Origin of the sequence: Gemmatimonas sp., assembly GCF_044345575.1 — a bacterium.
In the GTDB taxonomy this organism is placed as follows: domain Bacteria; phylum Gemmatimonadota; class Gemmatimonadetes; order Gemmatimonadales; family Gemmatimonadaceae; genus Gemmatimonas.
The window spans coordinates 1-11,069 of sequence record NZ_JBIJAW010000090.1 but is presented as its reverse complement, the minus strand read 5'-3'; the positions used below and the strand labels follow the sequence as shown (position 1 = coordinate 11,069).

Sequence of the window (11,069 nt, the reverse complement as noted above, 5' to 3'; positions counted from 1 at the left end):
ACAAGCTCCGCGGCACGCTCCGCATCGTCGCCGTGAAGGCGCCGGGCTTCGGCGATCGCCGCAAGGCGATGCTGCAGGACATCGCGACGCTCACGAAGGGTCAGGTCATCTCCGACGAAGTCGGCTTCAAGCTCGAGAACGCGGTCCTCACCGACCTCGGCTCGGCCAAGCGCATCGTGATCGACAAGGACAACACCACGATCATCGACGGCGCCGGTGACCAGAAGGACATCGAAGGCCGCGTGAAGGAAATCCGCGCCGCCATCGACAAGAGCACGTCGGACTACGATCGTGAGAAGCTCCAGGAGCGTCTCGCGAAGCTCGCCGGTGGCGTGGCCGTCATCAACGTCGGCGCCGCGACCGAAGCCGAAATGAAGGAGAAGAAGGCCCGCGTTGAAGACGCGCTGCACGCCACGCGTGCCGCCGTCGAAGAGGGCATCGTCCCGGGCGGCGGCGTCGCGCTGGTGCGCGCGCAGCATGTCCTCAAGGACGTGAAGGTCGCCGAGCGCGACGAACAGATCGGTGTCGACATCATCCGTCGCGCCATCGAAGAGCCGCTCCGCATGATCGTGCAGAACGCCGGCGGCGAAGGCTCCATCGTGATCGAGAAGATCCGCAACGCGAAGGAGACGAGCTTCGGCTACAACGCCCTCACGGACACGTACGAAGACCTCGTGCAGGCCGGCGTCATCGACCCGACCAAGGTTACGCGTACGGCGCTCCAGAACTCGGCCTCGATCGCCGGTCTGCTCCTCACGACCGAAGCGCTCATCGTCGAGAAGAAGGAAGACAAGCCGGCGGCTCCGGCCGGTGGCCCGGGCATGGGCGGCATGTACTAAGCCGATGGCTTAGCGACATCCTCTCCGCACCAAGCACGACGGGCGTCTCGCGAGAGACGCCCGTTCGTGTTTTCCGGCCACGGCGCCCACCGCTGGCGTCGAGGGGTACTCACCCCTTACGGCAGGGGAATCACCCGGTACTGCACCGCCATCGACAGGAGTTGATGAAACGGTTCCTCCGACGGCGGCGGCCCCGCCGTCGGCGACACGGCGAATTGCAGCGCCACCTCCGTCCCCGCCGTCGGAACTGGACCGGTGAGAATGGTCAGCCACGCCACTTCAAGGCGCTCCCCGGTCGAACCGGCGACCCCCGGCGCCCAGAAGACCATGGCAGGCAGCGGTATCGCCGGATCCAGGCGGACCTGCAGCTGCCAGCGCTGGTTGGCGCGCACGGTGATCGTCCCGCGATAGCAGTCGGGGCCGCACGCATTCCCGGTCGGTACGGCGTTCAGCATCGGCTGCATTGGGGCCGTGACGAACACCCCCCCGATCGTGACCGCCGTGACGGTACTGATCGGCGGCGCCTGTGCGACAGCGGGTTGGGCATGCAACGAGCGCCCGAGCATCGAGGTGCTGAGAGAAAAACAGGCGGCCGCGCAGGCGAGCCGCCCACACAGTCGACAGGGAATGGCGGCGGTCATGGCGCGGACACGGTGATGGACACGGGAAGGGAACAGTTGGCGGCACTCGCTGGCCGGTCGCGCAGCCAGTCGAGGGTGGCGCGGAAGTACAAGTCGAAGCTCTGGTTCACCGTGTAGCTGCCCCCGGTACCGATGGTGGTGGGCGATGTCGAGAGGGGGGTGGTGCGGCTCCCCGGGGTAAGTCCCCACGTGAGGCTCGACGCCGGGCGCGATGCGCAGCTGCCGGTCATCGAGGCAGACGCGGCCTGAATGCTCACGCGCCACCCCGACGTGGACGACACGGTGACGCGAAAACTGCCAGCCACATCGAACGCCCCCGCCGCGTAGTCGGCCGCGGTGAGCTGCCCGCTCGCGGGGAGCAGCGTGAAGTCCGGGCTCGCCGTGACCGTGAGCTGACGGGTGGGCTGAATCCGGTTCGTCACGACCAGATGCAGACGGCAGGTGCCGTTTCTCGAGGTGCCCGTATCACACGGTCCCGGGGCGGGAATCGACGACTGGGCGAACAGCGCGGTGCGCGGCGCCGCCGCCATGGTGGTCATGGAAGCCGCGGCCATCGCCACTCGCAACACCGTGGCCCACCGAGACGCCCGCAAGGCACGTAGGCGGGTCATTGTGGCCGCTCCGTGGATCGGGCGGCGGGACGGCTTCCCGTGGTCTTTGTGCGTGGGGCAGCTGCCCGCGCGGGCGCCGCGGAACGCGTGGGCGTCGGCGCGTCCGTGGCGCTCTCCACCGGAATCGCACCAGGTGCATCGGAGTTGAACGTGCGCATCCGCAACGGGCGCGGACGCACGTCGAGTGACACGTCGGGGGTGTTGGCGGTCGCGCCGATTTCGATCGTCGGTGCGCTGCCAGCCAGTGCCAGTGGCTCCTCGGCGGCCGACGCATCCATGACCAATTCGTAGCGGCCTATCGGCAACGCATCGACCACGTAGTGGCCGTCGCCAAGCGCGCGCGCGCGCCACGCATAGCCACTGCTGTCACGGGCCGATACCACCACTTGTGAGAGCGCCGCGCGAGAGAGGCGCGCCGAGTCGCTGGCAGGAACGCGAAGGGTGATATGCAACGGCTGCACCACGCGCAGCGCAATGGCTTCACCGGCCGCCACTCGGGGACGCGCCGCCACGAGCCCCGTGGGCACCGTACGCGCATCCACATCGTGACGAGTCTGAGAACAGGCGTAGCGTCCATGCGTATCGGTCGCCACCCGGCTTCCGCCGCACAGCACCACGACGCCCGCCACGCCACGTTCACCGCGGTCACGGCGGCCGTTCGCATTCTCGTCACGGAAGACGAGTCCGTTCGCGGACGAGGAGAGCCGCGGGAGCGTGGTCGCCCGATCGAGGCGTAACGAGTACAGCAGCGGCGCACGTCCGCTGGAGGTGGAGAGACTCATGAACGGGTTTCGCTCCACGCCCAGCGCCACGCGCATGCCCGCCACCAGGGGCACCGAGAGACTGGCGCGGGCGATCGCTGCGGCCGGGAGCGTGCGGCCGACCTGCATGCGCTGCCATTCCGCGTCGACGAGCAGGCTGCGCGTCAGAAAGGGTCGGAAACGGTCGAGCCGAACCGTCAGCGACTGCTGGCCCGGCAAGCTCCCCGTTGATCCGCTGTACTGCTGCTGCATGTAGGCGACGGAGAGCGCGCCGCGCATGCCGCCGCGTGAAGCGAGGACCATGTGATCGAGCCGCCACTGGCGGCTCGAGAGCGACGACAGATCAAGCCCACCGAGCGAACGATCGAGCTGTGCCAGCAGCGAGCGGCCGGTGAGTTGCGTGCCCGCCACGGTGACGTTGAGTGTACCGCCGCCCGCCAGCTCCTTGGTGCCGATGCGCCCCTGCGCGGTCCCCGCCGAGAACGCCTGACCGCGGGCTTCGAAGCCGAGGCTGCCGCTGCGCCAGAACGCGATGTTCGGTGTCACGTACCACCCGCGGTTCTGCGCCGCCCCCATTGTCTGGTTGTCGTCGCGCTGCGTCCACCCGCCAATGGCGATGTAGCTGCGCCGGCCGAGCATGTGCGTAGCCGTCGCCAGGAGCTCATCGGAGGCGCGGGCGAAGGCCTGTGATCCGCCAGGGGCGTGCATCGCACGAATGTCGAGACTGGAACGCTGACCAATGAGTCGCGCGCTGGTGGCCACGCCAAGGCCGGTACCACCGGCGTGTGTTCGATAGGCCAGCTCCGACGAGATCCCGGAGCCGAGTGCGCTGCCGAATCCGCCGCGGATCCCCCACACGTCGAGGGCGCGGCGCGTGGTGGGATCCTCCAGCGACGCGCCGAAGATCGCGGCCCGCGCGCGCGGCAGGTCGACGCCGAGTTCGCCACCGCGAAAGCGACCGGGCGCATGGCCCACAAGCGAGAACTGCTGCTGCTGCGACATGGGACGCAGGTCGAACGCCCGTGCCTGCAGTGCCCCGCGTCGCACCCGGGCTATACCGCCCAGGCCGGCCAGAAACTGGCCACCCAGTTCGGGAAACGCACCCGCTGTCGCCCCGGCGCTGAGCTGGGCACGCGGATGCTCGATTTCGAAGGAGGGGGGAGTGGTGAGCACGCCGGCGCGCGCGAGCGCGAAGCCCGCACCGCCAAGCGCCGAGTTCGCGCCGGCATACGAGAATCGTCCGGCGATACGCAGCGAGTCCGATACCGGCCCGCCAAGCGTCACGGCATAACCCTGCAGGGCCTCGGCCGCACCGCTGCGGCCAGCCACGACCGACGTCGTGAGCGTTGGCCCCGCCGCCGTGCCGGTGATATCGGACAGCACATCCACCGGGACCTGCACCACCAGCGGCGCACTGTCCGGGCGGGCAAGCTGCACCGGGACCATGACCACGCCTTGATTGGCGCTCGAGGGTACCCACAGGCGCAGGGCCAGGGTGCGACTCGTACCGGACGCGAGCGCCCGCGCCTGCGGCTCGACGCGTTCGATCGGACGCAACTCTACTCGCCAGTCGCTCGGTGCGTCAACGCGAATCGCCGGGTTCTCCGGCACGTTGCCATCGTTGCTCACTCGGATCGCCAACTGGCTCCACCGTCCGCGTGACGCGGCGATCCCCTGCGGTGGCACTGACATCGCGAGACGTCGCATCACCGGCACCTCGGCATCAACGGCAACCTGCGCGGTGGCCGCGCCTAGTGTGAACTCTACGGTCCCAGCCAGCGATCGGCCGGCCGGCGCGCGACGCGACACGCGAAGGGCAAGGACGAGCGCCGAGTCGCGGGCGAGATCGAGAAATCCGCTGGAGGGACCCACAACTTGCACGAAGCGCGACACCACCACGCGATACTGCGCTCGGCGGTTCGCGTCGGTTCCATCCCACCGCATGCGGGTCGGAACGGTCACCCGAACCACGAGCAGTTCGCTGCCCCGTGTCTCGACGACGAGATGCGTTGCCGCCGCGTTCTTGTCGTCCTTGCGATCCGTCGTGCGGTCGTGGTCGACGGCGGCGGAGGCGTTGGTGCGTGCGTCGGCCGCCACCGAGGTCCGTTCGGCCGCCCGGTCGGGTGATCGCGTGGCCGATGCCGGACGCACGATGATGACGCGGCTCCCCATGACGAACGCCCCGTCACGCGCGCGCCCGTCCCCCCGGAGGGAACCGACGTAGGCTTGTCCCAGGACGTCCCCTGCCATGGCCAGGCTACTCACGAGGCCGGTCATGACCGACACCATTACCCGCCGCATCGATCAGCCCTGACGCAGACGGAAACGGAACTCCGGGGTGTACGTGCCGACAGGCGTCCGCAGCGGGTCCCAGGAGAGCGGCTGGCACACCCAGACCGTGATCGCGGCGGCCGCGTTCACGAAGGCGATGGTCGGCGCCTGCGACGAGGGCGCGGCGCTGATGCCGGTAATGTCGATGGCGCAGTCAGCCAAGCGCGTCGGCTGCGTGCCGCCCACCTTGATGCGGAGCCCCGTGGGCGGTTGGGTGGCAGCGGCCAGGGTCACCTCGCACGGCCGCCGCCCGCACTTGAGCACCGTCACGTTGAGCGAGCCGAGCACGGCGAATCCCGCCTGGAAATCGGCTGGTTCGGGCGTCGGACGCACCGGCGTGAAGGTCACGCTCATGCAGCTGTTGGAATTGCCAGATGCACAGGTCTGCGCCGCTGCCGCGCCCAGTGGCACGATCCAGCATGCCAGCAGCAGGACGCTTGTGTGAATCACGGAACGGCGCAGGGAGAACGACACGGAAGGCTCAGCGTACGTCGTGGCTGTACATGCCGGCGGCAATCTCCTGACCGCCGTAGTCGACGATGGAGAGCAGCAGGTACTTGCCCTTCGGCAAGTCGGGCAATGTGGCCGTCGTATGCATGACGGCACCCGGCAACGCGTACATCGGGGGCAGGTCGATAGTCTGCACGAGGGAGTTATCGTCACGACGGATTTCCAGTCGTCCCTTGGTGACGTAGTGCTTGGCACCGCGATTGGCGAACGCCACGATCGCGACGTCGTGCGCGACACTGTTGCGCGTCGTGCGCGCCACGGACAGCCCTTCCACCTCGCCGTCCACTGCCAGGCCATCGTGCGCCACGTAGACCTTGAGCCCCGTGCGCACGTTGTACATCAGCTGGCGTCCAGCGCCCTGCGGTGTGCTGGTGGGGGATTCCACCACGACCAGAGACCAGCACTCCCGGCTGAGCCGCGCCGGACCGGTGTAGTCAATGCGTACGGTTTGCGCCTCGCCGGGCTTGAGCGAGAGCGACATGGGGAACACCTGCAATGAGTTGGCGCAGCTACCGGAGATCGTACCTACCGGATAGAAGCGATTGTTGCCGTCCGGGGCGCGATCCCAGTCTTCCAGCTTGATCACGGCCTGAGCGGGCGTCGTACCTTCGTTGCGGACCGTGAGCACGCCGGTACGCTCTTCGGCGCCATCGGCCTGGAGCACGAGATCGAGCTTGTCGATCGCCAGCTGGGCCTGTGCCTCGTGCATCGGTACACACACCAGCGTGGCCACGAAGGCGAGACGGGCGAACTGGGCGAAACGCGAGACGGATGTCATGGCGAAGTGAGAGTGATGTTGACGGGGATCGAATAGTTGCCGGGCGGATTGGCCGTCCAGCTCCACAACGAACGGTAGAAAATCGCGAGTGATCGGCCGCTGGTGGCTGGCGCAACCAGACTGTTCGTCGGCCAGAGCGTGGCGCTCGTCGCGCTGCTCACCCACGGGCCGCTCGCCGTGGCACTCCACTGGAGATCACTGGCTGGTTTCTGCGGGTTCGCCGCCGACCCGCTGTAGGTCCACGTGCTTGCCGCACTTTGTACCGAGACCCGATACGGCGAATTGGCGCGCACCACCATCGTGGGCCCCGCCACCTCGGCGAAGCCTGCGGACAACACCTGCGCGGTCAGCGTGGGGATCGTGGTGCTGCTCGCACTGAGCGCGAGGCTGACCACCATGGGCTGCGGTAAACGGAGTGTTACCGCGACCGTACAACTGGTGGTGCTGCTGCAGGTGCTTTGGGCCGACAGGGGTTGGCCGACACCCGACAGCAACATCCCGAGCAGAAGGGAAACCGCGCGGCGTCGCACGGGAGCTCCGGGATAGGGGCGTGTGCGGGATCCGCGAGGGGGCCGCGGATCCCGCCCTCACCGTGTTACGGCGACGTGAGCGTGTAGTTCACCGCGAGGCTGTATGCGCCCGGGGCATCCGTCGTCCAGTTGTATACGACGTTATAGCCGATGGAGATATTCGAGCTGGCCGTGGCCGATGCGCCCGACGCGATCTGTACGCCGGCCGTCGACAGCGCCGATGTGGTGCTGAAGTTGTCGATGCTCAGCTTGAGGTCGCCGGCCGACTTGCTGTTGGTGCCGCCGGTCCACGTGGCAGCGGCCGCCGAGGCCGTGACCTTGTAGCTCGAGTTCGCCTTGACGGTGAGCGAGATCGCATTGGCGTCGCTCACGCCCGCCGAAGCGCCGAAGTTCGCGGCGGTCGGCGCGGTCAGATTCGTCGTCGCCGAGCTCACCTGCAGGCTGGCCACGTACGGGACACTCACGTTGACGGTATTGGTGACAGAGCAGTTCGTCGGGCCAGCCGACGTCGTACCGGTGCAGTTCAGAGCCTGCGCCTGAGCGGTTCCCGCCAGGACGGCCGACATGGCGGCCGTGGCGATGATCCGAGTGACCTTCATCGATCTCTCCGGAATTAAGGGGGCGTACGGGAGTCTCCCGTAACTGGCTGATCTCGACGGAGTTCGGGGGAGCCGAGATTGTGACAGCCATCAGCAGGAAGATCGACCTGAGCCGCAGGTCACAAAAACTTGATTGCGTATTTGGTCTTACCTAAATTCTGGAAAATCGGCCGCTCCTGTGACGAACTCATCCGTAGTTGCGTCAATCGTTCGTTGTCGTCCTCTACTCATGACTCTGATGAGACGCCGGTTTCTGACTGCTTCATTTCGGCTAAGTGCCGTATTTACATCTGTTTGTGCCATGTCCGCCTGCCTGCCAGCCACAAGCGAGCCCAGCGGTGTCACGCCGCTGGAAGGCCAGTGGGACGTAAATGGGCAGTCGGCGTCCGGCGCCGGCGGGGCATTTCAGGGAACGTGGACGGTGCGGAGCACGTCGGCCGTCGCATTCGCCGGCAGCTTCGACGTCATCGAATCCACGAGTGGGGGCGGGCAACGCCGCCTCACCGGGCCCGTAACGGGACGCATGGCCAACGCCAACACCGCGGAATTCGATGTGATCGTCATCGGCTCCACCCGTCGACACATCGGCACCCTACAGGCCGACACGGCAAAAGGCAGCTGGTTCGATGTCAGCCAGAACGGGGCGGTCGAGGCATCGGGCACCTTTCGCGCGGTGCGTCGCCGCTAGAGCCCCAGCGAGAGCTGTGCGGCAGCCGGGCGGCCGACACCCCCGTCGGCGCTGACGGGGGACAACACGATCCGTTGCGGGGCCGCGAGCACGCTGTCGCGCTTCCACGCGGCCTTCCGGAGCGCATCGCGCGCGGTCTTCACCGCCAACTCCGGGGTGTTGTTGGTTTCGCTCAGGTGCGCCAGAACGACCGCGCGTAGACCGCGATGCGCACAGGCGGCGGCCAGCGCCGACGCGTGTCGGTTGGACAGATGGCCCTGCCCGCCGCCGATGCGGGCCTTGAGAGGCGCCGGATACGGCCCGTCGGCCAGCATCGCGTCGTCGTGGTTCGACTCCAGCACCAGCAGGTCCAATCGTTCGAGAAAGGCAGCCAGCCCGTCTGGCACGTGCCCCGCATCGAGTACGATTCCGGCACGGGCGCCACTCGCCTCGTCCGTCAGCACGAAGGCCCGGCAATCGCTCGCGTCGTGGGGTACCGGCGTGTGCTCCACGGTGAACCCGCAAAGCGACATCTGGCCGCTTGTCCCCAACACTGCAACGTCGGCGGGCGCTCCGCTCGCCTGCACGGACAGCGCCGTATGGGTGGCGGCCGAGGCGTGCACGGTCCATGACCAGCGATCGCAAGCCGCTGCGGCCCCGCATGCATGGTCGACATGCTCGTGCGTGAGGAGCAGCCCACCCACCTCTTCAGGGCGGCGCGCGGCCGCCTCGAACCGCTTCGCAAGCGTGCGCACCCCGAAGCCGGCATCCACCAGCAGGCTGCCAGCACTACCGTCCACCAGGATCGCATTCCCGCGACTCCCGGAGCCAAGCATCGTAATCGTGATCATGGCCGGGTTCTCAGCGACGGGGCCAACGCAGGTCGGCCGTGGCCACCGCGTGCAGTGTGCGCCACCACCGCCGCGGGCGATCGGACAGGAGAACCTGCCGACGCGCCATCATGCGCTCGGCCATGTCCACGAACTTGTCCACCCCGAACTCGGCATACGGCACGCTTCCGCCCCACGAGAACGGGGCCACCGCCTTCGGCGGCATACTGTCGTACACATTGGCACCGGTGCCGACGACACATCCAGTGGTGAGTCGCAGCCCGATCCCCGTTTTCGCATGATCGCCGAATAGCGTGCCGAGGAACTGCATCCCGGTGTCCACGAGGCCATCGGGGGTCCAGAGCGACACGGTGCCGTAGGTGTTCTTGAGATTGCTCGTGGTGGTGCCGGCGCCGAGGTTCACCCAGCGACCGAGAACCGAGTGGCCGACAAACCCGTCGTGCCCCTTGTTCGCATGCCCCACGAATGTCGTCACCGACACCTCGCCGTGCACGCGACAGACCTCGCCGATCGAGCACCCGGACACGCGTCCGCCGAGAATGGCCGAGGACTCCCCCACGAAACAGGGGCCCACCACGCGCGAAAACGCCTGCACCGACGCCCCTTGGCACAGCAGCACTGGCCCCGCCGTGGTATCAAACACCACGTGCGGCTCCACCGTGGCGCCGTCGGCCACGAACACGCCGTGATCCCCCAGGACCGTCACGCCGTCCTGCGACAGCTTTCGCGCGCTCAGGGCCGGCACCAGCGCCGGAATATCTCGTAACAGGAGGGTCTGCAGCTGCCCCACGATGTCCCACACCTCTTCGAGCCAGAGCCCCGGAATGGTGGCCATGGAGCCTGTGCCAGGGAGCACGTCGTCGAGCGTGAACTGTGGGTCGTGGAGCTGCTCCTGTGCCACCGGGGCTGCGAGCCGTACCGCCGCCACCTGCTGCTCGATGATGAGGACCGTGGCCGAACTCAGCGCCGGCAGCAGGGTCGGCACCGCCCGGCTATTCACCAGCCACGCGCCGGCCGGCACATCGCCCTCATGATGCGGGGGCGCGTCGAACTCCTCGAACCCGGCGAGATGCGGGGAGGAGATGTGGCCGAGAACCGATGTCTGCAGGACCTGCTGCCAGCGCTGGCGCTGCAGCAGAGCACCCACCCGCATTTCGCTCAACGGGCGCGACGTGGAGAAGGGTTCGAAACGGCGCGCGCGCGCATCGTCGAGGACGAACATCATGGAGCGCGCATCTCGGGCGGCAGCGCGTCCAGCAACGTCTTGAGGTCGGCAGCCTGCTCGCGGGTGGTCACCATGACGAGACCGTCACGGGCCACCACCACGAGATCCTGCACGCCGTACAGCACCACGCGGGTGCCTTCCGCGTGCACGACATTGCCCGTGGCCTTGCACGCGAACGTCGGGCCCAGCATGGCGTTCTCCTGCGCATCGTGGGTGCGCACGCGGTGCAGCGCCGCCCACGTGCCCACGTCGTCCCAGCCGAACTCGCCGGCCAGCACGAGCACTCGTGACGAACGCTCCAGTACCCCCACGTCGATCGCGATCGACTTCACCTGAGCGAAGAACGCGGCCAGGTCGTGGCCGGCGGCGTCGAGCGCCGGCTGTACTTCGGGCGTGAGCGCGCGGATCTCGTCGAGCAGGTCGCCCACGCACCAGGCGAAGATCCCCGAGTTCCACAGATACCCGTCGTTCACCATACGTTCGGCTGTCGCGCGATCGGGCTTCTCCGCGAACCGGGCCACCTTGCGTACGCCGTCCCGGAGGAGGTCGCCGGGCTGGATGTAGCCGAACCCCGGATCGGGCCGCGACGGCACGATCCCTACGGTCACGAGCGCGCGCTCGTCGAGTGCCACCTGCGCCGCCCGGTCGAGCGTGGCGCGGAACGTCGGCACGTCACCGATGGCCCAGTCCGCGTGGGTGCACACCATCACGGCCTCTCGGCCGTCA

The 11,069-nt window shown here is 67.9% G+C and carries 12 protein-coding genes; 2 read left to right on the top strand and 10 right to left on the bottom strand.

Annotation, left to right across the window (positions count from 1 at the left end):
* Positions 1-839, top strand: an 839-nt coding sequence (gene groEL / locus ACIQ6O_RS07550) for a chaperonin GroEL (protein WP_396207166.1), incomplete at its 5' end; no start/stop codon positions are given.
* 116 nt (positions 840-955) lie between these two features.
* Here groEL and ACIQ6O_RS07545 read toward each other — a convergent pair.
* The 7 genes from ACIQ6O_RS07545 to ACIQ6O_RS07515 all read right to left on the bottom strand — a co-directional run bounded on the left by ACIQ6O_RS07545 (position 956) and on the right by ACIQ6O_RS07515 (position 7,600).
* A complete protein-coding gene (locus tag ACIQ6O_RS07545) occupies positions 956-1,480 on the bottom strand; it encodes a hypothetical protein (RefSeq protein WP_396207165.1) in 525 nt (174 codons plus the stop codon).
* Entirely contained in the window at positions 1,477-2,091 is a 615-nt protein-coding gene (locus tag ACIQ6O_RS07540) for a hypothetical protein (protein ID WP_396207164.1), read from the bottom strand. Before ACIQ6O_RS07540 ends, ACIQ6O_RS07545 begins: the two co-directional genes overlap by 4 nt.
* Complete coding sequence (locus ACIQ6O_RS07535) at positions 2,088-5,129, bottom strand: hypothetical protein (RefSeq protein WP_396207163.1); 3,042 nt, start codon at positions 5,127-5,129, stop codon at positions 2,088-2,090. Before ACIQ6O_RS07535 ends, ACIQ6O_RS07540 begins: the two co-directional genes overlap by 4 nt.
* Before the next feature lie 27 nt (positions 5,130-5,156).
* On the bottom strand, positions 5,157-5,657 hold the full coding sequence (locus ACIQ6O_RS07530; protein ID WP_396207162.1) for a hypothetical protein: 501 nt from the start codon (positions 5,655-5,657) through the stop codon (positions 5,157-5,159).
* Between the two features lie 7 nt (positions 5,658-5,664).
* The gene (locus ACIQ6O_RS07525; RefSeq protein WP_396207161.1) at positions 5,665-6,471 is read right to left on the bottom strand and encodes a molecular chaperone; all 807 of its coding nucleotides are present in this window, start codon (positions 6,469-6,471) and stop codon (positions 5,665-5,667) included.
* Positions 6,468-6,869, bottom strand: coding sequence for a hypothetical protein (locus ACIQ6O_RS07520; protein ID WP_396207160.1), 402 nt, complete (start codon positions 6,867-6,869; stop codon positions 6,468-6,470). Before ACIQ6O_RS07520 ends, ACIQ6O_RS07525 begins: the two co-directional genes overlap by 4 nt.
* 197 nt (positions 6,870-7,066) lie before the next feature.
* On the bottom strand, positions 7,067-7,600 hold the full coding sequence (locus ACIQ6O_RS07515; RefSeq protein WP_396207159.1) for a hypothetical protein: 534 nt from the start codon (positions 7,598-7,600) through the stop codon (positions 7,067-7,069).
* A 301-nt stretch (positions 7,601-7,901) separates the two neighbouring features.
* Here ACIQ6O_RS07515 and ACIQ6O_RS07510 point away from each other — a divergent pair, with 301 nt between their 5' ends.
* Complete coding sequence (locus tag ACIQ6O_RS07510; protein WP_396207158.1) at positions 7,902-8,288, top strand: hypothetical protein; 387 nt, start codon at positions 7,902-7,904, stop codon at positions 8,286-8,288.
* On the opposite strand, the gene ACIQ6O_RS07505 is transcribed toward ACIQ6O_RS07510, so the two are convergent.
* The 3 genes from ACIQ6O_RS07505 to ACIQ6O_RS07495 form a co-directional block, all read right to left on the bottom strand.
* Positions 8,285-9,118: an MBL fold metallo-hydrolase gene (locus ACIQ6O_RS07505; protein ID WP_396207157.1), complete on the bottom strand. Its 834-nt coding sequence runs from the start codon at positions 9,116-9,118 to the stop codon at positions 8,285-8,287. The two genes, ACIQ6O_RS07510 and ACIQ6O_RS07505, sit on opposite strands and share 4 nt — an antisense overlap.
* A gap of 10 nt (positions 9,119-9,128) precedes the next feature.
* Complete coding sequence (locus tag ACIQ6O_RS07500) at positions 9,129-10,343, bottom strand: putative sugar nucleotidyl transferase (protein ID WP_396207156.1); 1,215 nt, start codon at positions 10,341-10,343, stop codon at positions 9,129-9,131.
* Positions 10,340-11,069: sugar phosphate nucleotidyltransferase (locus ACIQ6O_RS07495; RefSeq protein ID WP_396207155.1), on the bottom strand; the 730-nt coding region annotated here is incomplete at its 5' end. The genes ACIQ6O_RS07495 and ACIQ6O_RS07500, both read right to left, overlap by 4 nt.

Excerpts from the sequence above, each read along its gene's own strand:
- ACIQ6O_RS07545 (WP_396207165.1), bottom strand. The coding sequence starts at position 1,480 with ATGACCGCCGCCATTCCCTGTCGACTGTGTGGGCGGCTCGCCTGCGCG.
- ACIQ6O_RS07540 (WP_396207164.1), bottom strand. The coding sequence starts at position 2,091 with ATGACCCGCCTACGTGCCTTGCGGGCGTCTCGGTGGGCCACGGTGTTG.
- ACIQ6O_RS07535 (WP_396207163.1), bottom strand. The coding sequence starts at position 5,129 with ATGACCGGCCTCGTGAGTAGCCTGGCCATGGCAGGGGACGTCCTGGGA.
- ACIQ6O_RS07525 (WP_396207161.1), bottom strand. The coding sequence starts at position 6,471 with ATGACATCCGTCTCGCGTTTCGCCCAGTTCGCCCGTCTCGCCTTCGTG.
- ACIQ6O_RS07520 (WP_396207160.1), bottom strand. The coding sequence starts at position 6,869 with ATGGTGGTCAGCCTCGCGCTCAGTGCGAGCAGCACCACGATCCCCACG.
- ACIQ6O_RS07515 (WP_396207159.1), bottom strand. The coding sequence starts at position 7,600 with ATGAAGGTCACTCGGATCATCGCCACGGCCGCCATGTCGGCCGTCCTG.
- ACIQ6O_RS07510 (WP_396207158.1), top strand. The coding sequence starts at position 7,902 with ATGTCCGCCTGCCTGCCAGCCACAAGCGAGCCCAGCGGTGTCACGCCG.
- ACIQ6O_RS07505 (WP_396207157.1), bottom strand. The coding sequence starts at position 9,118 with ATGATCACGATTACGATGCTTGGCTCCGGGAGTCGCGGGAATGCGATC.
- ACIQ6O_RS07500 (WP_396207156.1), bottom strand. The coding sequence starts at position 10,343 with ATGATGTTCGTCCTCGACGATGCGCGCGCGCGCCGTTTCGAACCCTTC.